The organism is Saccharothrix stipae, assembly GCF_054781895.1.
Genome location: NZ_BAAGTN010000007.1, coordinates 20,969 through 44,250 on the forward strand (window position 1 = coordinate 20,969; position 23,282 = coordinate 44,250).

General features: G+C 70.4%; 13 protein-coding genes. 10 read left to right on the forward strand and 3 right to left on the reverse strand.

Going from position 1 to position 23,282, the window contains the following annotated elements; genetic code table 11:
- The first annotated feature begins 210 nt into the window (after positions 1 to 210).
- The 10 genes from ACYVLT_RS12970 (at position 211) to ACYVLT_RS13015 (ending at position 14,710) form a co-directional block, all read left to right on the forward strand.
- On the forward strand, positions 211 to 1,092 hold the full coding sequence (locus tag ACYVLT_RS12970; RefSeq protein WP_461120398.1) for an RNA polymerase sigma factor: 882 nt from the start codon (positions 211 to 213) through the stop codon (positions 1,090 to 1,092).
- Complete coding sequence (locus tag ACYVLT_RS12975) at positions 1,089 to 2,936, forward strand: sigma-70 family RNA polymerase sigma factor (RefSeq protein WP_461120399.1); 1,848 nt, start codon at positions 1,089 to 1,091, stop codon at positions 2,934 to 2,936. The genes ACYVLT_RS12970 and ACYVLT_RS12975 overlap by 4 nt, the downstream gene beginning before the upstream one ends.
- A 343-nt stretch (positions 2,937 to 3,279) precedes the next feature.
- Positions 3,280 to 4,917, forward strand: a complete 1,638-nt coding sequence (locus ACYVLT_RS12980; RefSeq protein WP_461120400.1) for a serine/threonine-protein kinase — start codon at positions 3,280 to 3,282, stop codon at positions 4,915 to 4,917.
- A 65-nt stretch (positions 4,918 to 4,982) separates the two neighbouring features.
- Positions 4,983 to 7,121, forward strand: coding sequence for a fibronectin type III domain-containing protein (locus ACYVLT_RS12985; protein ID WP_461120401.1), 2,139 nt, complete (start codon positions 4,983 to 4,985; stop codon positions 7,119 to 7,121).
- A gap of 25 nt (positions 7,122 to 7,146) precedes the next feature.
- Positions 7,147 to 8,109 (forward strand): AAA family ATPase, encoded by a 963-nt coding sequence (locus tag ACYVLT_RS12990; RefSeq protein WP_461120402.1) that lies wholly within the window; start codon positions 7,147 to 7,149, stop codon positions 8,107 to 8,109.
- Between the two features lie 2 nt (positions 8,110 to 8,111).
- Complete coding sequence (locus ACYVLT_RS12995) at positions 8,112 to 9,251, forward strand: DUF58 domain-containing protein (protein WP_461120403.1); 1,140 nt, start codon at positions 8,112 to 8,114, stop codon at positions 9,249 to 9,251.
- A complete protein-coding gene (locus ACYVLT_RS13000; RefSeq protein ID WP_461120404.1) occupies positions 9,248 to 11,284 on the forward strand; it encodes a transglutaminase family protein in 2,037 nt (678 codons plus the stop codon). The genes ACYVLT_RS12995 and ACYVLT_RS13000 overlap by 4 nt, the downstream gene beginning before the upstream one ends.
- Entirely contained in the window at positions 11,281 to 12,420 is a 1,140-nt protein-coding gene (locus ACYVLT_RS13005) for a protein kinase domain-containing protein (protein ID WP_461120405.1), read from the forward strand. The genes ACYVLT_RS13000 and ACYVLT_RS13005 overlap by 4 nt, the downstream gene beginning before the upstream one ends.
- 12 nt (positions 12,421 to 12,432) lie before the next feature.
- The gene (locus ACYVLT_RS13010) at positions 12,433 to 13,221 is read left to right on the forward strand and encodes an FHA domain-containing protein (protein WP_461120406.1); all 789 of its coding nucleotides are present in this window, start codon (positions 12,433 to 12,435) and stop codon (positions 13,219 to 13,221) included.
- 109 nt (positions 13,222 to 13,330) lie between these two features.
- Entirely contained in the window at positions 13,331 to 14,710 is a 1,380-nt protein-coding gene (locus ACYVLT_RS13015) for a cellulase family glycosylhydrolase (protein WP_461120407.1), read from the forward strand.
- Between the two features lie 61 nt (positions 14,711 to 14,771).
- On the opposite strand, the gene ACYVLT_RS13020 is transcribed toward ACYVLT_RS13015, so the two are convergent.
- The 3 genes from ACYVLT_RS13020 to ACYVLT_RS13030 form a co-directional block, all read right to left on the reverse strand.
- Complete coding sequence (locus ACYVLT_RS13020; RefSeq protein ID WP_461120408.1) at positions 14,772 to 15,764, reverse strand: YncE family protein; 993 nt, start codon at positions 15,762 to 15,764, stop codon at positions 14,772 to 14,774.
- Positions 15,765 to 16,031: 267 nt separating this feature from the next.
- Positions 16,032 to 16,343 carry a hypothetical protein gene (locus ACYVLT_RS13025; protein WP_461120409.1) on the reverse strand — a complete coding sequence of 104 codons (312 nt, stop codon included), beginning with the start codon at positions 16,341 to 16,343 and terminating at the stop codon, positions 16,032 to 16,034.
- A 102-nt stretch (positions 16,344 to 16,445) separates the two neighbouring features.
- Positions 16,446 to 22,985, reverse strand: coding sequence for a golvesin C-terminal-like domain-containing protein (locus ACYVLT_RS13030; protein WP_461120410.1), 6,540 nt, complete (start codon positions 22,983 to 22,985; stop codon positions 16,446 to 16,448).
- Positions 22,986 to 23,282: the final 297 nt, after the last annotated feature.

The following is a 23,282-nucleotide window of genomic DNA, read 5'->3' on the forward strand; positions in this document are numbered from 1 at the left end:
TGTCGGTGTTCGGTGATCCGGGGGCCGTACCTCCGGCTGACACCGGGGATGTAGGTCGCCGATCCCGGTCGTGCCTACGTGAGGAAGATCCGAAAAACGTCCGGGCGGATCCGTAGGGTCGACGCCCCGCATCGACATACGAGAGGGCGTGTCCTGTCCTCCAGGACTCGGATCGGCGTCGTCGGCGCGTGACGGTTGAAAGCAGGGAGCATGGGCAGCGAGCGCAGTCGGGCACACGCGGCGCTCGACCCTGAACAACCGCCACACGGAGTCGGCGGCTCCCCACCCGCGGCTCTCGCCGATGCCGACCAGCTCGCCGAAGTGGCGCACGCATTCCGCGACGACACCGGGCTCCGGGACACCGACGATCCGGACGTCGGAGTCGTCGAGGACGCGGAGTTGGAACGGCTGCTCAGGCGCGAAGCCGACGCCGAGTTGTTCGCGCGGGTCAGGGCCGCCGGGTTCACCGGCCCCGAGTACGACATCCTCGTCGCCGACCTGGTGGCCTACGCGCTGCGGGTCCTGCTGCCCTGGCTGCGGCGCGGCCGGATCTTCGCCGAGTGCGCGGCGAGGGGGCGGGGGTTGAAGCACGAGCCCTGGCACCAAGCGCGATTAGCCACCTCCGACGACGACCGCCGGGAACTGGCCCACGAGACGATCGCCGAGGCGCTGACGCTCTTCCGCCGCTTGGCCGTGGAGGGCCGTGGCTGGACACCCGCGGGCGGTACCGCGTTGACCACCTATTTCGTCGGCACCTGCGTCCAGTCCTTCCCCAACGTGTGGGGCCGCTGGTGGAGGGAACAGGTCCCCGACATCCCGAGCGAGGATCCCGTCGGCAGGTACGACACCACAGGTCGACACCTGGACCTCGACGCCGACCCCGCCCGGATCGTCACCTCCGAGGTCTTCGTCGACAGCGTCTTGGAACGGATGCCGGCCAAGGTCCGCGCCGTTGTCGAACCCCTGGTCCGGCACGACTGGACCCTGGTCCAGATCGCCGAACACCTGCGCACCACACCCGGAGCCGTCGAACAACGCCTGCGCCGCTATCGCGCCCAGAACGTCAAGCACGACCACAGCGGGGAGTCATGACACCACCTCGCCCCGACACCGCGCCGTCCGACACCGCGCCGTCCGACACCGCGCCGTCCGACACCGCGCCCTCCGACACCGCACCTCCCGACCACCACCGGGTCCGGGAGCACGCTGCCTGGCTGGCCAAGGTGACGTCCGGGTACGCCAGGTTCCCCGACACCCCCAACGACGCCCAACGCCGGATCGCCACGACGCTGGCCCTCATCGAGATCGGCCACCACGCCACGCCGACCGAGCGCACCGCCCCGAGTCCCGGCCCCGCCGGTCCGGGTGCTCCGGGTGCGGGAGGGTTCGCGGGAGCTCTCGGCGACGAGTCCGGACAGAACCGACTCGCGGTGGCGACGATCGCCCTGGTCCGCGACGCGACGGCGACCGGTGTCGGCACCGTGTCGCTCACCGAACTGCTGTCCCTGGTCGAACGCTCCTCACTGGGCACCGACCGCGCCCGCGACGTCCGGCGCCGCACCCGCCACGACGCCGTGCAGCAGATCCTGGCCCGCCACGACGCCAAGACGGTCGAGCCCGACACCGAGCGGAAGGTCGCCGCGCTCCAGGAAGAACTGCGCGACCTCGCCCGCGGACACGGGATCAACGCCCCAGCCCTGCCCCCGATCGGCCCTCTGCTGACCGGGTTGGCGCGACTGCGACCCGACGACGACGTGACGGCCACCCGCCACCGCATCCTCACGCTGCTCACCCGGGTCGTGAAATCCTTGCCGTCCTACCAGGCCGTCGTCTTCACCGAGATGACCTACCCGGTTCCCGGCGGAGAACAACTGCCCATGGCCGAACGCCTGGCCCGGGTCAGCTCGCGCGTCAACAGCAACCCCAGGACGACGCGACGGCGCTACGAAGAAGCCACCAGAACAGTGGCCGCGCAACTGCTGGTCCACCACGGTGGCGCGATCCTCGCCGACAACCACGACACGCCGAGTGACGTCGGCACCCCGGAACCCGCCCCGGAACCCACCCCGGCCCCACCGCGCGCGGAACGCTTCCCCGGTCACGTCGACGAGCACGACGTGCAGCGGTGGCGCACCGCCGACACGGCGGCTCTGCGCCTGGACCTCGCCCACGCGCTCCAGGTCGACGCGGATCCGGCCGGCGTACCGCCCCCCTCCCCGCCGCCGTCCGACGCCGACCTGATCGAATCCGTGCGCGGCGGAGCGATCCAGGCCTACGGACAGCTCTACGAACGCCACGTCCGCGCCGCCCGCAACCTCGCCCGCAACCTGGCGAGGTCGAGCGTCGAAGCCGACGACCTGGTGTCGGAAGCGTTCGCCAAGGTGTTGGAGGCGCTGCGCACCGGCGGCGGACCCGACTCGGCGTTCCGGGCCTACCTGCTCACCGCGCTACGCCACACCGCCTACGACAGGACCCGGTGGGACAAGAGGCTGGTGCTCGCCGAGGACGTGGAAGCCGTCACGGGCGTCGATCCCACCTGCCCCCCTTTCCAAGACCCGGCTTTGTCGGCGCTGGAGCGATCGCTCGCCGCGCAGGCGTTCGCGAGCCTCCCGGAGCGCTGGCAGACCGTGCTGTGGCACACCGAGATCGAGGGAAAGCCCGCTGAAGAAGTAGCACCGCTGTTGGACCTCACCCCGAACGGGGTGTCCATGCTGGCTTACCGGGCACGCGAGGGCCTCAAGAAGGCTTACATCGAAGCGCATCTTGCCCGCAATCCCACAAATAGGTGCCGCGCTACCACCGCGAAACTCGGTTCCTGGACGCGTGGCGGCCTCACCCGCCGGGAGACCGCACAGGTGGAAGCACACCTCGACGAATGCGCCGCCTGCCGCACCCTGGCCGCCGAACTCGCCGACGTCAACGGCACGCTGCGCTGAACGGCACACCCGTGCCGTGACTCGTCGCCCGTACCCGGGAGAGCGCGTCGGGAGGGGTCCCCCGCGCCGGCGGCTACGGTCCGTCCGGACCGGGGCACCGACTGCCTCGTGGCACGCGCAGGCGTAGGACAAGCGCACGACCGGAATGCGATCGACTCTGTCCGCGAGAGGGGAGCGGGCAGCGTCGACAACACGAGTCGACACAGGTCGTTCCCGGCACGGGAAATGACCTGGTCGATCATCGACATGTCGAGAGCGAACCCGGTGGACCCGTTTTCCTCCGCTGTCCCGGTGTGTGCCGAAAAGCGGTCCGGCAACGGAGGGTGGTCGGTATATTACGGCCGTGACTGAGGGCGAGGGGAGACTGGTCGCTGCGCGGTACCGCCTGCGACAGGCGCTCGGTCGAGGCGGAATGGGCATCGTCTGGCGTGCGTATGACGAGTACCTCGACCGAGAGGTGGCCATCAAGGAGATCGTGCCGCCGAGGGGTCGGGTGATCCGGGAGGACGACCCGGAGGTCCGGCGTGCGCTGCGGGAGGCCAGGGCGGCCGCGAAGCTGAGCAAGCACCCCAGGGTCATCACGGTCCACGACGTGGTGACCGACGGCGGTCTGCCGTTGATCGTGATGGAGTTGCTCCAGGGACGCTCGCTCAGCGACGTCCTGGCAGCCGACGGCCCGATGGCGGTGGACCGGGCCGCGCGGATCGGGATCCAGATCCTGGAGGCCTTGGACTACGCCCACGGCAACGGCGTGCTGCACCGGGACGTCAAACCGGGCAACGTCATGCTCGTGGACGACCAGGTCGTGCTCACGGACTTCGGGATCGCGTTGATCGACGGCGACTCGGTGCTCACCGCGACCGGACAGCTCCCCGGGGTGCCGGAGTACATATCGCCGGAGCGGATCCGGGGGGACGAAGCGCTACCGGCGGCCGACCTGTGGTCGGTCGGCATCATGCTCTACGGCATGGTCGTCGGCCGGACGCCGTTCTCCCGAGGTGACGTCCAGGCGACGCTGGGTGCGGTGCTCTCCTGGGAACCGGCCCCGGATCCGAAGGTCGGTCGGCTGGCACCGGTGATCGACGGGTTGCTCCGCAAGAAACCCGCCGAGCGCATGACGGCCCGCAACGCGATCGACAAGCTGACCGAGATCGCGGCCCTGCCGTCCTCGGCGCCGCCCGGGACCAGGGTGCGGCTGGAGTACCCGACCAGGGTGGTCAACCCGGCCGGTGAGGAGACGGTCGCGCACGGGACCGTGCCGAACACCCGCACCTCGGTGCCGCCCTTCCTGCCGGAACCCCCACCGAAACGGGTCGCGCCGGACGCCCCTACGCTCCCTCCCGCCTCGCCCCCCAAACCGCGGTTGACGGGTGGGCTGATCGCGATCGGCACCGCGGTCGTGGCCGTGGCGGTGGTGGTCGCGGTGATCCTGGCGAACCTGCCACCGGGTGGTCAGGGCACCGCCTTGCCGACGACCACCCAGTCCGCGTCGACCACGGCAGGCACTGCGGACTTCACGCTGAAGACCTACCAGGAACGCCTGGGCTTCGAGATCGGCATCCCGGCCGATTGGCCGCGTTCCTCGTCGGTCGACAGTGCGCTGAGCTCCGTCACCTGGGTGGGCAGGCGGACCGACCCGCAGGTCGGCACCCTGAAGGTGGAGGTGCAGCGGAACACGAGCAAGCCCGGGGCGTCGGCGATCGACTCGCTGAAGGCCGAGGAGAAGGCCCAGCGCACCAGGCAGCAGAACCTGGACTACCGCGAGATCGACTTGTCCGGCAACGCCTCGTCGGCGGATTTCGAGTGCATCTACCGCACCGGCACCGTTCACTACCGCACGCGGACGAGGGCCGTGGCGTCCGGGGCGCTCTACAAGCTGACGTTCTCGCTGTACGCCAGCGACCCGGCGACGCTGGAACGGGAGTGGGCGGCGGCCGAACCGCTCATCACCGCCATCCGCGACAGCTTCCGCCTCGCCTAGTGGTGAAACGGAAGGTGGTGAGGTCGGGGACCGGTCCCCGGAGACCGTCGCTAGCATTCGGCCCCGTGACCACCAAACGCTCGGCGGCTCGCGCGAGCCGGCCGTTCGTCCTGCTTGCCGTCGTGTGCGTGGCGACCGTGGTCGCCGTGGTCGCCGGAGTGACCCCACCGCTGTCCGCCGCACGGTTCGCGAACACCGGCCACTGGATGTACAACTCGGTCCTGGGGCTGGTGTTCCACGTCGACGGGGCGACGAGCAACCTCGACGCCGAGTTCCCGCTCGACGCCGAGGTGGGCAGCCAGGTCCTGCAGAGCGACACCAGCGGCTGGGTGGTCGGGCCGAACCGGATCACCGAGTTCGACAAGGAGTCGGAGTCGCCGCAGCGATCGGCGAAACCGCCCTCGGACGAGACCCCCGTGGGCATCGAGGTCGTCGGTGGACCGTACGCGGTCTACCCCGAGACCGGCCGGATCGTCCGGCTCGGCGACCCGGCCGCGTCGATCCCCACCGATGGTCCGATCGGCACCCCGGTCGTCACCCAGGACGGCACCATGTGGTTCCACCGCACCGGGAAGGGCCAGATCTGCACGCTGGCCAAGGACGCGGTCGAGGTCTCCGGCTGCCCGGTGTCCGCGCCGCCGAACCACGCGGGCGCGTTGACCGTCGTCGACGGCCGGCCCGCGTTCCTCGACCTGTTCACGAGCAGGCTGCACACCATCGACGGCGACACCCTCGGCGAGGGCGTCGACCTCGGCGTCCCGCTGTCGCCCGACTCCAGACCCGCCGCGCAGGACGCGAACGGCCGGCTGGCCATCCTGGACTCGGGGTCGACGCAGAGCAGCCTGGTCCTGGTGGACACCAGGACCACACCGGCCCAGTCGGTGACGGTTTCGCTCGGCACCGGGGACTACGACGGTCCCGTGTCGACCGGTGAGGTCGTCGCGCTGGTGGACCGGCAGAACGGCACCGTGCTGACCTACGGCGTGGACGGCAAGAGGAAGGACGAGAAGCCGCTCCGGGACAAGAACGGCGAACCGCGGTTGTCGCTGGGCGAGGACAAGCGGGTCTACGTCGAGGACAGCGACGGCACGCAGGTGCTGGTGGTGGCCGACGACGGCAGCGTGACGAACGTCGACGTGACCCGGAAGGCCACCACGTCGGCCGAGAAGCCGAACCCGGAGCCGTCCGGCCAGACCGGGCAACCCGGCGATACCCGCCGACCGGAGAACCCCGGTCAACGTGGCGACGAGCCTCGTCGGACGGAACGACCGACCGACCCCGCGCCCACGACGACGCGGGTGCCGCCCCCGGTGCCGCCGAGCCGTCCCGGCGCCCCGGCCGGGGTCGCCGCGCAGCCGGGCGACGGTTCGGCCGACGTCACCTGGGGCGCCGCGCCGGACAACCGCGCGCCGATCACCGCGTACGTGGTGTCCTGGCAGGGGACCAACGGTCAGACCGGGTCCGCCCAGGTCGGCGGTGGAGCGGGCGGGTACCGGGTCGGCGGCCTGGCCAACGGCGTGAGCTACACCTTCACCGTGGCCGCGACGAACCAGGTGGGCCCCGGCCCCGGCGCGTCGACCGGCCCGGTCACGCCGAACGCGCCGGTCTCACCGGCCGCGGCGCCGGTGAACCTCCAGGCGAGCTACGACGTGCACGACCGGCCGACCCGCGACGTCACGCTGACCTGGGGACAGCCCGCCCTCAACGGCGGCACGCTGGTGCACTACGAGGTCACCGCCACTGGCCTGGGCACGCAGCAGGTGACCGGGCTCCGGGTCGTGTACCCGCAGGTGCAGGCGTCCCAGGCCGTCACCTTCACGGTGGCCGCGGTGACCAGGGCGCCGAACGGGCAGTTCCTCACCGGCGCGCCCGCCTTGGCCACCCACCAAGCCGTGCCGCCGCCGCAGGTCCACCTGAGCAAGGGTGACTTGACCGAGGAGTACTGCGGCGACGTCAACGACAGCTGCAGGTGGATGCGCGTCGTCCTGACCGGATTCGACCCCGACACCAGCTACACCGTCAAGCCGTACAGCACCAATGCCGACTACAGCAACGAAGGGCACACGACGACAACCGATGCCAACGGCAGCGCGACCTTCCAAGGGTTCGCCTACGCCGGCACCGGGGAAACGGTGTGGGTCGAGGTGATCCTCCGGGACGGCACCCCGATCACTCCGATCCGGTCGAACCCCGTGCCCTGGTGAGTTCTCAGTGAAGGAAAGGGAAATCGTGACGCAGACTCCCGGTCAGGTGTACGAGCTGATCGCGGCGAACGTCCAGAACGTCGTGCGGGGCAAGCCCCAGGTCGTCCGGCTGGCCGTGGCCGCGCTGTTCACCGAGGGGCACCTCCTCATCGAGGACGTGCCCGGACTCGGCAAGACCACGCTCGCCCGGTGCCTGGCGCGCAGCATCGGCGGCACCTGGAACCGGATCCAGTTCACGCCCGACCTGCTGCCCGGCGACATCACCGGTGTCCAGGTCTACCACCAGAGCGACGAGAAGTTCGCGTTCCACCGGGGCGGCGTGTTCGCGAACGTGGTGCTGGCCGACGAGATCAACCGCGGCACGCCGAAGACCCAGTCGGCGTTGCTGGAGGTGATGTCGGAGCAGCGGGTCACGGTCGACGCGGAGACCCACGAGGTGCCCAGGCCATTCCTGGTGATCGCCACGCAGAACCCGATCGAGATGGCGGGCACGTACCGGCTGCCGGAGGCGCAGCTGGACCGGTTCCTGATGCGGCTGCGGATGGGGTACCCGGATCGGGCGTCCGAGGTGCTGGTGGTCTTGAGCGACCGCGCCGGGGTCGACCCGGACGAACTGCGAGCCGTGGTGGACGTCCCGACGCTGCGGAACACCATCGCGCAGGTGCGGGCCGTCCGGATCGAGCACGCGGTGGTCGACTACGCGACGAGCATCACCTCCGCGACCCGGCTGCACTCGGAGGTCCGATACGGCGCGAGCCCGCGCGGCACCATCGCGCTCGTCCGTGCGGCACAGGCGCTCGCGGCGACGTACGGGCGCACGTTCGTGACGGTCGACGACATCAAGGAGGTCGCGCACCCGGTGCTCGACCACCGGCTGATCCTCAAGCCGGAGGCGGAACTGCGGCAGCGCAAGGCCGAGGGCGTCGTGACCGACCTGCTGGCCGAGATCCCGGTCCCGGTCGCGGTCACCACCGCGTCGGGAGCCTGACCATGCGGTTGACCCGACGCGGCGTGGGCACCCTCGCCGCCGCGGTCGTGCTCATCGCGCTCGGTCTGGTCGCGGGCTACCCCCTGCTGGTCAGCCTGGGTGCGATCGCGGTGGGCGCGGTGGTCGCCGCGCTCGGCGTCGCGGGGCGCAAGCCCCGGGTGGAGGTCATCCGCGAGTTGTTCCCCGACCGGGTCGAGCGACACGGTCGAGCCGTGATCACGCTTCGCGTCCACAACCCCGGCACGCGACGGCAGGGCGGCTTCACCGCGGTCGACCGGGTCGGCGAGGACCGGGTGACCGTCGCGGTCCGGCCGCTCGGCGCCGGTGCGGAACAGCCCTACCTGAACGAGTTGCCGACCGGGCGGCGGGGCAGGCACGAGGTCGGCCCGCTGACCCTGTTCCGCGCCGACGCGCTCGGCCTCGGCCGGTCCGAGCTCTCCCTCGGCGAGACGGCGACGTTGTGGGTGTACCCGCGGACGCACCCGGTCGGCGCCGTCACCGGCGGGCTCCCGCTGCACCACCACGACGGGGAGGCCACGGAGACCTCGCCGCGCGGCTCGCTCGACATCCGCGAGGTGCGCCCGTACGTCCCCGGCGACGAGGTCCGCCACCTGCACTGGAAGGCGACGGCGCGGACCGGGCAGCTGATGGTCCGCGACTACGCCGACCCGCACCAGCCGCAGTTCACCGTGTTGCTGGACGACCGGCGCGAGGTCACCGCGCCGGAGTTCGAGGAGGGGGTCGAACTCGCGGCGTCGCTGGTCGTCGCCGCGGCCGACGCCGATCACCGGTGTCGGCTGGTGACGCCGGGCGGTGTCGACGTGGCCACGGACTCGGGGTGGGACGCGGTCCAGCGGTACCTGGAGGAGCTGTGCGTCGTGGCGCGGACCGAGGAGGCGGGCCTGCCGCTCGTGCCCGGTGCGCTGGCGCGGGCCGGCGGCGGCACGCTCGTCGTGGTCTCCGCCGCGGCGGCCCTCTCGCCGGGTGATCGCGCGGCCCTCGTCGGCGTGCGACCCCGGTACGGGGACATGATCCTGGTGGTCGGCACCCCCGGCACCGCGCCGGAGGTGCCGGGGGTGCGGGTGCTGCGGGCGGCGAACGCCGTGGACGCGATCCGGCAGTGGCAGACGGTGATCACATGACGAGGGTCCACGCGGTCTGGTTGCTGCTCGCCACCGCGATCCCGGGTCTGCTGTTCGCCCCGGTGTTCGGGCTGGTGCCGCTGGTGCCGCCGATCGCCGCCGTCGTCGTGGCCTGCTACGTGGTGTTCGAGCTGTGCCTCAGGGTTGCCGCGCTGCGGCCGTGGCGGCCGCTGCTCGCGCTGCTGGTGGGTGCGTTCGCGCTGGTCGAGGTGGCGCTCTTCGACACCACGCGGAGCGGCCTGCCGACCCCGGACAGCCTCACGCGGCTGGTCGCCGGGGTGACCGACTCCTGGCAGCTCACCCTGCAATCGACGTGGCCGGTGCGGCCGGAGGCGGACCTGCTGCTGTTCGTGCCGCTGCTCGTGCTCCTCACGGCCTCGGCGGGGATCGAGCTGCTGCGCCGGCCCGCCGCGGCCGTGCTGCCGAGCCTGGCGTTGCTCCTGCTGAGCCAGGCCTTCATCGCCGTGTCGGGCACGGTGGCGACGCTGGTCGCGCTCGCCTACGGGGTCGCCGTCGCCGGGTTGTTCATCTCCCCGGCACGGTCGGCGGTCGCGCTGACCGTCGGGTTGAGCGTCGTGGCGGGGGTCGCCACCCTGGCGGTGCCGACGGGACCCGCGTACTCGGTGCGGCAGAACCAGCTCGCCCAGGTTCCGCTGCCGAGGGAGGTGAGCCCGCTGACCGAGGTCGCGGCGCGGTTGGCCGATCCGGACGCGGAGGTGTTCCGGTACACCAGCGACGCCCCCGTGGACCGGTGGCGACTGGTGGTGCTGGACGGCTTCAACGGCGTCACGTGGACGGCGAGCGACCGGTACCGCAGGCTGGGCGCGGAGATCGCGCCGCCGGCCGGGATCACCGTGCCGACGGCGCAGCACTCCGCGCGCATCACGGTCCCGGGCGGCCAGCGGTGGCTGCCGAGCCAGCCCGTGCCCACCTCGGTGACGGGCGCGGTGCGGCCTTTCGTCGACCAGGACGCGGGCACGCTGCTGCTGCCGCAACGGGGTGGCCCGGTGGCGTACGACCTGCGCTGGCGGGAGCCGTTCGGCGACCTCTCCGGCCTCGCCGACGCAGCGGTGTCGTCCGAGGTCCGACCCGGCGACCTCGGCACCGTGCGGGAGGAGATCGCCGCCCTGGCGAAGACGGCCACCAGGGACGCGCGGCCGACGTTCCGGACCGCGCTCGTGCTGGAGCAGTACCTCAGCGAGAACTACCGGGTCGCGACCGGCTCCGAGCTGCCGACCGGGAGCGGCTGGCCGCAGCTGCGCGAGTTCCTCCTGGACACCAAGCGGGGGACCAGCGAGCAGTTCGCCGCGTCCTACGTGGTCCTCGCCCGGATCGTCGGCATCCCGGCCCGGCTGGCCGTCGGGTACCGCGCGTCCCGCGAGCCGGTGGACGGCGAGGTGGTGGTGCGCAACGAAGACGTGCTCGCCTGGCCCGAGGTGGCGGTGGAGGGCGTGGGCTGGGTGCCGCTCGACCCGGCGGGCGCGGCGAGCGACGCGGGCCCGGCGCCGACCAAGCTGGCCGAGGTCATGGCGAAGGCGCGGGCCGAGCTGCCGCCGCCGAACGAGAAGCTGCCCGACCCGCCCGTGTCGGCGCCCGCACCGGTGGACGAGGGGAGTCCTTGGACCGGGGTCGGGACGCTGGTGCTGTGGGGCCTGGCCGTCCTGCTCGCGCTGCTCGCGGCGGTGCTGCTCGCCATTCCGGTCGGGAAGTTCGTCCGGACCCTGCGCCGCAAGCGCCTGACGGGCGTACGCGGTGTGGTCGGCGCCTGGTGGGAGACGCGCGACCTGCTGCGCGCGCATGGCGCCCGGATCACCCCCGGCATGACCGCTCGCGACCTCGCCGCCGTCTCCGGCGGAACCGTCGTGGACAGCCTGCACCGCCTCGCGGTCCACCTGGACACGGCGTTGTGGTCGGGCGCCGGAGCGGACGAGGGCACGGTGCGGGCGGCGTGGCAGGCTGTGGCGGAGATCCGCGGTGCGCTTGCAGGGCGTCCGCTCGGCGCGCGGATCAGGGCGGTGTTCGTGATCCGATGAGCCGACTGCTGGGCACCGGCCCGGTCGCCGAGGTGTACGCCGCCGACGGGATGGCGTTGAAGGTGTTCCCCGGCCGGTTCGACCGGCGCACGCTCGCGACGATCGAGCGGGAACGGGCCAAGCTCGCCGAGCTGTCCGCGCCGGTGCTGCCGCTGGACGGGGTCGAGCTGGTCGACGGCAGCAAGCACGCTCTCCGGATGGAGCTGTGCGCCGACTCGCTGGCCGACCGGGTGCGCCGGGAGGGGCCGCTGTCGTCCGACGAGGTGGGCGCCCTGAGCGAGTCCTTGTCGCGAGCGCTGGCCGCGGCGCACGCGGTCGGCGTGCTGCACGGCGGGATCACCCCGGCGAACGTGCTGTTCCGGTGGAACGGCGAGGCCGTGCTGGCGGACTTCGGCGTGGCGCAGCGGCAGCAGTTCCGGCGCGATCCGCTGGCCGGCATCGAGTGGGTGTCGCCGGAGACGCTGCGCACCGGCGTCGTCGAAGCGGCGACCGACGTGTACGGCCTCGGCGCGGTGCTGCACTTCGCGCTGACCGGGAGGTCGCCGCACCCGAGCCGGATCGGGGAGCTCACCGGCGAGCGGATCCTGCGCGTGCTCGGCGATCCGGTGCCCGCGGTCAGCCGGCCCGACGTCCCCGTCGCGCTGTCCACCGCCATCGGGCGGATGTTGGCCCCTGATCCGGCGCGGCGGCCCGCAACGGCGGCGGCCGACGTGCCCCGGGCGCCGGGCAGGCCCGTGCGGCGCGGTTGGTACGCGGCCCTGGTGGTGATACCGGCTGCCGTGCTGGCGGTCGTCCTGTGGCCTCGTGCCACGCCGGAGCCGCCGGCGACGGACCCCCTGCCGCCGGTCACGGACACGGCGGCGCCGGTGGTGGAGTTGGACGAGCCGACCGACCTGGGCGACCAGGCCTCGCTCAGCTGGAGTTCCACCGACGACCGGCTGTACTTCGCCGTCAGCTACTGGGCCGAGGGCGAGCCGAGCCAGACGAAGATCGTCGAGTTCAGCCACGCGGCGACGGTGACCATCGATCCTGATCCGAGCCGCAAGTACTGCTTCCTGGTGCGCGGCACCAGGGGTGAGGACCAGATCTACGAGAGCCAGACCGAGGGCCTGCGCGGGGCGGTCTGCCACAGGTGAGGAGGTCGGTGAGTGGAGCCGAAGTGGGCACACCCGGGCGGAATCCTGCTGCCCGGGGGACACGACGGCCTGGTCCGGGGCGTCGCACCCGCCGTGCCGGGTTCCCTGTACGCGGTCGCCCTCGGCGGCGGGTACGCGGTCGGCCCTCGCGACGGGCGGACCGTCTACTTCGGACGGAACCGCCCGCTGGTGCACGTCTGCGTCGGTGAGGACGACCAGCAGGTCAGCCGCCGGCACGGCGAGCTGACCCACCACCAGGGCCGGTGGTGGCTGCGGAACCGGGGACGCAGGCCGATCCGCCTGCCGCGGTCGCAGTGGCTCTTCGCCGAGGAGGGCGTGATCCCGCTGGCCGAGGGGTACACGCCGTTGTACGTGCCCGGTTCACGAGACCGGGAACACCTGCTGGAGATCTACGTCACCGGCGCCGATGGCGAGCAGCCCGGTCCTCTCCACGGCGCCCACACCGACCCGCCCCGGGCGTACGCGCTGACCCCGGACGAGAAGTTGATGCTCGTCGCCCTCGGCCGGAACTACCTGCTGCGCGTGCCCAACCCCAAACCGCTGACGTGGAAGGAGGCGGCCCTCCGGCTCGCCGAACTCCAACCCGACGCCGGCTGGACCGCGAAGAAGCTCGAACGCCGGGTCAGCGTCGTGCGCGATCGGTTGTCCCGCCGAGGGGTGCACGGCCTGACCCGCGACGAGGTCGGCGAACCCGTCGGCAACGCCCTGAACGACAACCTGCTCCGGGAACTCGTGCAGTCGACCGCGCTCGCGCCGAAGGACCTGGACCTGCTGGAGTAGCAATCCCGACGGGACCCCGGGCGCACGTCGGCCGCCGGTGCGCCGCTTCAGCTCGGAGCACGAGGGCGGCTCAGGGACCGGTCCCCCGGAGCCGCTGTACAACCGGCCCATGAGACTCGCAATTTCGTTGGCCGCCACGGTGATCACGTTCGCGGCCGCCGTCACGCCCGCCGCCGCCACGCCTGCCGCCGAAAGCGCCGGCCAGGTCGTGAACGACGCCGACCCGACCTACTTCACCTATCCGAGCGGCACGTGGGGGACAACCACCGGCAGACCGGCGAAGTTCAACGCCGACGACCACTTCTCCAGCGACGTCGGCGCCCGCGCGCAGCTCCGGTTCACCGGTACGCAGGTCATCCTGAAGGGAGCCGTCGCGCCACACCACGGCACCGCGACCGTCACCGTCGACGGAGGCGCACCGACGACCGTGTCGCAGCAGGGGGCACTGCGGCAGGACAACGTGCCCTTCTTCACCTCCGCGGCGCTCGCCGCGGGCACCCACACGGTCACCCTCACCGTCGCCTCCGGCACGATCTCGATCGACTCCGCGGAACTGATCGGCACCCCGGCGATCTCGTTGCCGCGCATCACCGTGCAGGGCGACAACATCCAGCGCAACGGCCAGGACTGGTGGTTCACCGGCTACAACTCCGCCGTCTGGAGCGGCGACTGCGGCCGTGACGACGAGAGGATGACCCCCGCGCAGGTCGACGCCTGGTTCGCCGGGATGCGCCACGACGGCCACGGCGCGGTCCGACTGTTCTTCTTTGAAGGGTGGGACCTCACCGCCCTCGATGCGGCGGTCGCGTCGGCGCGGCGGCACAACGTCTACCTGACCATCACCCTCGACGACGCGATCGCCGGCTGCGGTGAGACCCACAAGACACCCGAGTGGTTCGGCAACCCCCAGGAACGCGAGGCCTACCGCCGGCACATGGTGCAGCTGCTCGAACGCTACCGGGGCGAGACCACCATCGCCTGGTTCGAGTTCCTCAACGAGCCGGGAGGGGACAACACCTGGCGCCAGGTCCGGGACTTCTACAACGCCATGGGGGACATCGCCGCCGGTGTCGACCCGGACCGGCTGTTCTCCGCCGGAACCGCCTCCCCGCAGGCCGTCGGGGGAGAGGTGAACTACCGCGCCCTGGCCGGTTCACGCGGCGTGGACGTCGCGTCCGTGCACGAGTTCGACGCGGACGCCGCGATCTCCACCCACTACGTCGCGGCCAAGGCCAATTCGGTGGGCAAGCCGCTCGTCGTCGGCGAGTTCGGGTTGCCCGCCAACGCGACCGGTGAGGGTTGCGCCCGTTCGTTCGCCGCCCGGGCGACGCAGGTGTCGACGAAGATCAACGCCTACGTCCGGGACGGCGCCAACGCGGGCGCCTTCGGGTGGGCCTGGCAGCCCGGCGGCCAACCGGACGCCTGTGCGATGGACAACCTCGACACCGACACCCTGTCCCAGGCGCACTTCCGCACCGCGAGCAGGTAGTCCCGGGCCGATGTGGCCGACCTGCGCCGGCGTCGACCGATCGACGCCGGCGCAGGTCCCGTCACACGGTGAAGACCGCGATGTTCGGCTGCGGCCGGTTGTCGTGGCTGGTGATCACGAACAGCCGGTCCGCGCCCCACGCGAGCCCTCGCGCAACGACGGTGTCGCCCGTGGCCAACGCCCGCGTGGCCGTCGGCACGGAACCGCCGTGCTCGTAGACCAGCACGTCGTTCGCGTCCCCGGTGAGCGCACCGACCGCGACGAACCGCTCGGTGACGGCCACCGCGTTGGGCCGGGGCCTGGCCGCGTACGCACCCCTGCGCGCGAGGTTCGTCGGCGACCACGCCTCCACCCGGTCCCGCGACCCGGCGGCGCTGTGCAGCGTCAGGCCGTCCGGGGTCAGGTCCAGGTCGACCAGGCCCGCGCCCACCTCGCCCGTCGAGTCGGGGGTGAGGGCGCCGGTTTCGATCTGGTAGACCTGGACCGTGGACAGGCTCAGCGCCAGCTGGCCGGCGATCAGCATGTCCGTGTCGGTCGCGGTGAGCAGCGGAGCGCGCTGGTACCTCGTGGCGCCCTGAAGGTCACCGGTGACCGGCTTCGCGGCCAGGTGCTCCAGCTTGCCGATCTTGCCGGCGAAGGTGCCCTCGCAGCCGTAGCCGAACCAGACCGCGGTCTTCGACCTGGCCAGGTGGGTCGGGCACGGGCCGGTCGAGTAGCGGTGCGTCTCGGTGAGGCTCGTCGTGCTGATCACCGAGATCGCGTCACCCGCCGCCAGGGCGGCGAAGAGCAGGTTGCCGTCCGCCGAGAGCTCCAGCCCCGTCGCGCCGGACTGGCTGTTGATCGACTTGACCACGTTGCCCGCGAAGTCCGTCACCACGATCCCGTTGGACGTCGGCCCGCCGCTGACGAACACCCTCTGGTGGACCTGGTCCACCACTATGTCGCCGAAGCCGGACAACGGCAGGGCGGTCGCCGCGGAAGCCGCTGGTGCGGTCAACACGGTCGTGCCCACGACCAGCGCGGCGGCTGCCGCGGTCATCAAGTTGCGTCTCATCCATGCCTCTTATCGCTAGTCCTGAAGTTGAGTGACATGTAGTCATCGAGACCGTGCAGGATCAGCTGTCCGTGAGAGTCCGGACCCCGGGTATCGACGGTGAATTGCGCGTGTACGGCCATTCTTCGCTCTGGTTCCAGGTCATGCTGGTGCGAAAAACTCCGGAAGCGTCTCCATTCGTTCGCGAGGAAAGCGGTGATACGGTCGGGCGTGCACAGGGTCTGGAGATCGCCGCCGATCTCGCGGGAGGTGATTCTGGCGTGAACGCTACTTCATGATGCGGGCCCAGCGGTGGCGGTTGCGTTGCGACATCCGGTCTGTCTCGCAGTCGGGGACATCCCGTACCTCAAGGAAAGGCTCAACCTTCCGGGCAAGCATTTGTTCAATCCATGCGATTCCAAGGGTCGTCCAGTAATCGCGCCCGCTCCTGATCGCGGATATCGCGATGTCGCGAAGCACCTGCGTCGGCGAGATGCTCAGTCGGAACATTTCCCAAGACTCGGCCAGTCGCTCATGCGCATCCTCCGGTGACCTCTCGAGTAGCGACCACAGGAATACCGGGTCTGCCAAGTCGACCACTCTCGGCTCGCTTGCCGGACTTTTAACCCAGATCCCTGGCTCGGATTCACAACCTACGAGTGTCCCGTCGCCACGGTCAAACAGGGGTTCCCACACGGGAGTTCACCCGCCCCATTCAGTGAAAACATTGCCGATATTGTGCCGACCGAGAAATCCTTGGAACTGCTTCCGTAAAGCCGGTGTCCACCGTTCGCCGTAGTGACCACTGTGTTCCGAGAATGCGGCTCGACCGCCGGATCGGGAGAACATGCCGCCAAGGACTGCCGATTCATCCAGGCCGCCCGAACGTGCAAGCTGTTGATGAGGGCTCCCGTCCAGGTTTAGATGAGCTTTGGGCTTGCCCACCAGAAGGCGCTCGGCGACTGGATCGAAAACGTACTCGACCCCGCCCCCACCGCTAGGTGAATAGTTCTGAAATGCGCGAGTGGAGCTCACCTGATCGCTAACCTCCAGAACGCCCGCTGCCGGCCCGCTGCCGCAATTATGGACCAAGAAACTGGCGGTGCCCGCCACCACGTAGTAGGTGTGGACGCCCTCAACGGTGAGGTCGTAGACCGGTTCGAAGTGGGTGTAGCGGTCGACGCCGGTAACCGTCGGCGCGCGACCGTCGGCGGAGGTCAGGCTTTGGCCGGGCTTCAGCTCGCCGATGTCGACGAAGCGTCCCTCGGCGTCGACCCACACCGGGTGCCAGGAGGTGGCATCGACGGTGCCGGTGGTGCCGTCGTCGGCCGCGACGGTCAACTTGGTCATGTCGCCTTCGTCGGTGTGGACGATGGTGTCGATGACTTCGCGGTCGGTGGTTTCGCCGGTGGTCGGGTCGGTCGCTTCGACCTCGTCGCCGATCTCGACCTCGCCGATCGGTTTGGTCGAGCCGTCGGCCATCAGAACCAGGGTCGTAGCGACGAAGCTGTGCATCCGGCAGCTGCTCTGCGCGCCGCCTCCACCGTTGGTGCCGCTGCTCTTGGTGGCACTTGACCCGCCGCCGTTGGCGGCCTGGCCGCCGCCCGATCCGCCGCCGGACGGCTTCTGGCCCGTGCTGGCCGTGCCGCCGGCCTTTCCGCCGCCGGCGCCGGCGGGTTTGCCGGCGGACGGGCCGCCGACCTTCGGTGACGGTTTGGGGGTGGGTGTGGTCTTGGCGCCGTTGGCGCCTTCGTCGGCGGCCTTGGCGGCGGTGTTCGCGGTGGCCGTGGTGTCCGCGGCCTTGCCCGCGCCCTCGGCGGCCTTGCCAGCGCCCTGTGCGGCCTCGGCGCCCTTGACGGCGTACTTGCCGGCCTTGACGGCGGTGGCGGCCCAGCCGGCGAAGGGGATGGCGGCGAACGCGGACAGGGCGGCGTTGGCGTAGTCGCCCTCGGCGGCGTACCAGGCGGCGTTGGCGAGGTCGGCGGCTTCGCCGACGACCGGGATCACGCCGGCGACGTCCAGTGCCGCGTGGCCGATGGCCGAGGCGTTGTCGGACACCCACTTGCCCGCCTCGTCGAACCAGCCGTGGCCGTCGATCTCCACCTGGGACAGCGGGTTGCCCGCCCCGAAGGTGTACCTGTTGTTGGTCCACGGGTCCGTGGTCATGCCCAGGTCGCTGAGCGCGCCGTTGTACAGGTCGAGCGTCAGGAAGCGGTTCAGGCCGGGGGCGTAGTCGCGGGCACCCATGTCGTAGGTGCCGCTGTCCTTGTCGTGCCTGGCCGTGTTGAACCGGTAGGAGTTCTTCTCGTCCTTGTCCGGGTCCGCCGGGTCCGGCTTGTCGTCGCCGGTGAAGTCCTTGACGTCGTCCTTGCCGTAGGCGGTGTAGCCGTAGGTGGACTGGGCGTCGCCGTCGGAGTCGGTGACCATCTCCACGTCGGAGTGGGCGTTGAAGCTCAGGTAGACCTGCTCCTCGTCGCCGTCGTCGTAGTGGACCTGGCCCAGCATCTCGCCGTCGGCGGAGTACTGGTAGCTCTTGGTGAGGTCGCCGTCCTCCTCCTCGGTCAGCACCTGCTCGGACAGGCCGAGGTAGTGCAGGACCGTGGTCTCGTCGTCGTCCTCCTCCTTGGTGCGCTCGCGGTCGAGCGGGTCGTAGGTGTACTTGGTGACCTTGTCGCCGTCGTCCTTGGCGTGCTCGATCTTGCGGTCGAAGCCGTCGTACTTGTACCGCTCCAGCTCTTCGCCGGACTGGGTGACCTTCTTCAGCTTGCCGAAGGCGTCGTAGTCGTAGTTCGCCTCCTCCTCGTCCGCGGTCTCCGACGACACCAGGCGGTTGCGGTCGTACTCGAACTCCGTCCCCTGGTCGTCGATCTCCTGGTCCCAGACGTTGCCGTTGTCGTCGTGCTTGTAGTTCTCGGTGCGGTCACCGTCGCCGTTCTTGTCGACCTTGCGGATGCGGTCGCGCGGGTCGTAGGTGTACTCGGTGTCGTTGTCGATGAAGTCGTCGTGGTCGTCGGCGTCCTGCTTCTTGCTCTTGTCGCGGCTGCGGTTGGAGTTCGAGTCGTACTCCAACTGGTGGTCGAGCACGACCTCGCCGGAGTTCTTCTCGGTCTGCCGCTTCACCAGGCCGTCGAGGTAGTAGGTGAAGTCGACGGTGTTGCCGTTGCCCTTCACCTGCCGGGAGATGTGCCCGCGCTTGGTGTAGCTGAACGTGGTCACGCGGCCCGAGTCGCCGTCGCTCTTCTTGTTGACCACCTTGGAGACGAGGTCGCGCGCGTTGTACTCGTAGACCGCGGACTTGCCGTCGAACTTCGCGAAGGTGAGGTTGTCGTTCTCGTTGTAGCGGTACTCGGTGGTGGCTTCCACCGACCCGTCGTCGAGCTCGTCGACCTTGGTCGCGAGGTCCAGTTCGTTGTAGGTCACCTTGAACTCGTCGACGGGCGTGCCGGGCGAGGAGTCGGTCATCGACACCAGGTTGTCGTTGGCGTCGTAGAAGTGGGTGAAGACCTTCCTCTCGTCGTCGACGTCGGCGCTGTTGTCCCGCACCAGCTGCACGGCGTCGGCGGACACGGTGCCGTTGGCCTGACCGGAGAGGGTGACGTTGCGCGTCTGCCCCGCGGCGAACGGGAACTTGCCGAGGCTGACCCACTCGCCCGCGCGCTTGGACTGGTCGACCTTGACCGTGCTGCTGCCGCCGTTGTGCTCGACGGTGTAGGCGGCGTCGGTCGCGGTGCCTTCGGGGTAGCGGACCAGGACCTCGTAGTTGCCGTCGGTCGGGATTCCGGCCTTCCAGACGAACTTCTCGTTCGCGTTGCGCTTGTCGGTCGTCCGGTACTGGGTGCCCTGGAAACCACGTGCGGAGTCGGCCGTGCGCCAACCCGGCGTCGCCTGCGTGCGGACGGTGTTCGAGTTGTCCACCAGGACGACTTCCTGACCGACCGGCACACCGTCGTCGGCGCGGGTCCTGAGCTTGCCGTCGGGGTAGTACTCCCAGGTCTGCACGCGGTGCGACGACCCGCCCGCGCTCGTCACCGTCCGGTTCGACTGCTGCCCGGTCGGCGTGTAGTCGTAGGAGGTCTTGATGTCCCAGGCGTCGGTGGACGTGCGCACCCAGCCGTTGTCGAAGTAGGTCTGCCGGGTGACGTTGCGGGTGGACTGGCCGCGCGACGGCGGCGCGCTGACCTCGATGACCCGGCCGAGCTCGTCGTAGCCGTAGATCGTGCTGACCGGCGACTTGTGCTCCGGGTCGCCCGGGTCGTAGGGCAGGATCTCCTCACGCGCGCGGTTCAGCTCGTCGTAGACCGTCTCGGCGACGAAGTCGTCGCGCTTGTCCGGGGTGTCGACGCCACGCGGGTTGATCGTCCGGGTCAGGTTGCCGACCTGGTCGTACTCGTACCGCGTGGTGAAGTAGCGGATCGTGCCGCCGGGGTTGTCGTGCGGTGACCGGACTTCCTCCTGCTTGCCCCGCTCGTCCAGCGTGATGAGGGTTTCGTTGCCGTCCTCGTCGACGCTCGCGACGACGTTGCCGTCCTTGTCGTAGCGGGTCTTCGTCGAGTGCTGGTCGGCGTCGACGGTCTCCACGACCTGGTGGTTGGCGTCGAAGACGTACCGGGTGGTGAAGTCGTTCACGTCCGGCGTCTTGTTCTTCCGGGCGTCGACCTCCTTCACCAGGTTGCCGACGTCGTCGTACTCGGCGCTGCTGCGGTTGCCGTTGACGTCGGTGATGTGCAGCAGCCGGCCGACTTCGTCGTAGGCCATGGTGACGCTGAAGTCGTTGGGATCTCCGGACGTCAGCATGCCCTTGGGCAGCGTCTGCTTGACGAGGTTGCCGACCGGGTCGTAGACGGATGTCGTGAGCTTCTCCGGGCCGTCCGGCGTGTCCTTGGGCGCGTAGGTCGCGACCTGCTGGTCCATCTCGTCGTAGAGGACCCGGGTGACCGCGCCGTTCGCGGCGGTGCTGGTCACGACGTTGTCGTTCGCGTCGTAGCGCGGGCCCGGGGTGACGATGTAGACGCCGGCCGCCTGGTCCTTCGGCTCCCTGGAGTCCAGCGGGCGCTTGAAGATGTCGTAGGTGAAGTTGCTCGTCTTGCCCCGTGCGTCCACAGTGGAGACGACGTTGCCGATGTCGTCGTAGCGGAACCGGGACGCGCAGTTCAGCGCGTCGGTGATGATCTGCGGGAACCCGTTGGGGTCGTAGTCGCCGAACACCGTGGTGTGCCCGTTGGCGTTCGTCTGGTCGATCAGGTGCCCGAACTCGTCGTGCGAGTACCGCGACGTGTAGTCGTTGGGGTCCTCGGTGGCCGTGCCCTTGGGATCGGTGACCGAGAGCAGGTTGCCGTTGTCGTCGTACACGAAGAGCCACTTGCGGCCCTCCGGCGTCACCTTCTCGGTGAGGTCGGCGACGTGACCGTCCATCGCGGTCCGGTAGGTGAGCCGGGTCGGCGGCCAGTTCTGCCTGTTGGCCTCCGCGTCGCGGATCTCCAGCGGGAAGCCGGTCTTCTGGTCGTACACCCAGCTGGTGGTGGCGCCGTTGTTCTCCACCAGGCGGACGACGTTGTTGTCCTCGTCCCAGTGCAGGGTGGTGACCTGCTTCTTGGCGTCGGTGAGCCGCGTCGGGCGCCCGAACCCGTCGATCAGCGCGCGGGACGTGTGGCCGTTGCCGTCGGTGAGGCTCGCGTCGATCTCGGAGCCCTTCTCGCCGTCCGGATCGGCGTAGTCGAACCCGACCGCGGCACCCCGGCGGTCCCGCACGGTGCGCACGTGGCCCTTGCGCAGGGGATCCGCGGCGTCGGTGAAGTAGTCGAGGCCGGTCGAGTGGCCGAGCGGGTCGACCACCCGGATCAGGTTCGCGGTGGTGCTGTCGTAGAAGAACGTGAACGTCTTGGCCTCTGGGCGTCCGGCGCCGTCCACGACCTCCTGCAACGCGCCGTGCTCGCCGTAGGTCAGGTGGATGACCCGGCCCGAGACGTCGGTGACGGACTTGAGCTGGTCGATGATCGCCGCCTCGGCGAGCCCGGTGCCGCCGACCTTGCGGTCACCGCGGAAGACGGTGAACGGGTCGTCGCGCTGGTAGTAGTCCAGCGTGAGGGTGCGCCTGCCGGTGGCGTCGGTGACGTGCGTGAGCACCTTGGCGTTCCGCCCGCCCACGAGCGCCTGCTCGTAGGAGAACGTCATGGTGTTGCCGTTCTTCTCCACCGTGGACGTGTGGTAACCCTGGTGGTCGAAGTAGAAGTGCGTGCGCTCCGGCGTGGTGAAGACCCAGCGTCGGCTGTCCTCCTCCTTCGGCAGGTGACGCAGGTAGAGGTGGACGCCCGCGGGGCTGTCGTAGGTCCAGCGCGCGGAGTCGTCGCTGCCGTTCTTGTTCAGCTCGAAGAAGTGGCCCGTGCCGTCACCGTCGACCAGCGTCACCGTCGGGGCCCAGCCGGTGCCGCCGAACTCCAGCGGCGTGCCCAGCCGGTTCAGCGTGGACGCGGTGACCGACCAACCGGTGCCGGTGTAGGAGTCCGACGTGTCGGCGCTGTTGTAGGTGAACCGCGCGAAGCTCGCGAGACCGCGGCTCGGGTTGGTCAGCGCGTCGTAACCCCACACCGCGTTGCCGGAGAACTGGTTCACCGACAGGTTCCCGCCCGCGCCGGTGGGGACCCCGCCGTACTGGTAGAACTGCTCCAGCCCGAGCTGGTCGGACGTGGGCCGCTCGACCCGCACGTCCTGGTCCAGCGTCGGCACCCCGGCGGTCTCGGAGAGCCACTGCTTCCCGGTGGTGTCGTGGACGTCCCAGCGCAGCACGAACTGCTCGCGTTCGTTGCCGATGTCGGCGAGCGCCGGTGCCTCGACCTTCGCCTCGACCGTGACCGTCGCGCCGGGCGCGAGGTCGGGGAGCTTCGTCTCCAGCCGATCGGCAGGGGTGGCGTCCGCGCCGCCGGGCAGCGTCCAGTGGTAGGACAACGCGTGCCGCGCGGCGCTGAACGGGGTCGTGGTGGTGTTGGTGAGCGTGACTCGCACCGCGTACTCGTCGCCGGGAATCATCCGGCGAGGCGTGTCAGGCGCGGAGTACGCGGCGTTCACCGCCGTCGCACGCACGACGGCACGGGGTTGCGGCGAGTGCCGGACGGGTCTCTTCACGTCGACCACGCCGAGCGTGGCGCACCGCGCGGACGGCGGTGCGGCGACGCGGGCGGGCGTTTCCGCCGCCTGGGCGAACGCCGGCGGCACCGGCGCGACGAGTGCCGCCACGAGCACGGACATCGCGGACAAGCGGCCTGCGCGGGAGGATGGCCCCATGGTCGTCCCCTTCGTTCGGAGCTACCGGGAACAATGACCCCGGCGCGGGGGACCGGTCCCGGCCCGCCTCCGCCCGAACGGCGCGCCCGCGGCAGACCACAGGCACTTGGATCATCGCGGGTGACGCGTGGGGCGTCCGCGGCTTCTTCACACGCTGGGCGGAGCGACTGCCGTAGCCCGGGCCCGGCCTGACCGTTTGATCGTCACCGACCGTGTCCGGTGATTCCCCGGCTTGCGGCGTACGAGCGGCGTGGGCACGTA

What these genes read in the sequence shown, in the direction of transcription:
- ACYVLT_RS12970 (WP_461120398.1), top strand. Translation starts at nt 211, where the DNA reads ATGGGCAGCGAGCGCAGTCGGGCACACGCGGCGCTCGACCCTGAACAA.
- ACYVLT_RS12975 (WP_461120399.1), top strand. Translation starts at nt 1,089, where the DNA reads ATGACACCACCTCGCCCCGACACCGCGCCGTCCGACACCGCGCCGTCC.
- ACYVLT_RS12995 (WP_461120403.1), top strand. Translation starts at nt 8,112, where the DNA reads ATGCGGTTGACCCGACGCGGCGTGGGCACCCTCGCCGCCGCGGTCGTG.
- ACYVLT_RS13000 (WP_461120404.1), top strand. Translation starts at nt 9,248, where the DNA reads ATGACGAGGGTCCACGCGGTCTGGTTGCTGCTCGCCACCGCGATCCCG.
- ACYVLT_RS13005 (WP_461120405.1), top strand. Translation starts at nt 11,281, where the DNA reads ATGAGCCGACTGCTGGGCACCGGCCCGGTCGCCGAGGTGTACGCCGCC.
- ACYVLT_RS13015 (WP_461120407.1), top strand. Translation starts at nt 13,331, where the DNA reads ATGAGACTCGCAATTTCGTTGGCCGCCACGGTGATCACGTTCGCGGCC.
- ACYVLT_RS13020 (WP_461120408.1), bottom strand. Translation starts at nt 15,764, where the DNA reads ATGAGACGCAACTTGATGACCGCGGCAGCCGCCGCGCTGGTCGTGGGC.
- ACYVLT_RS13030 (WP_461120410.1), bottom strand. Translation starts at nt 22,985, where the DNA reads ATGTCCGTGCTCGTGGCGGCACTCGTCGCGCCGGTGCCGCCGGCGTTC.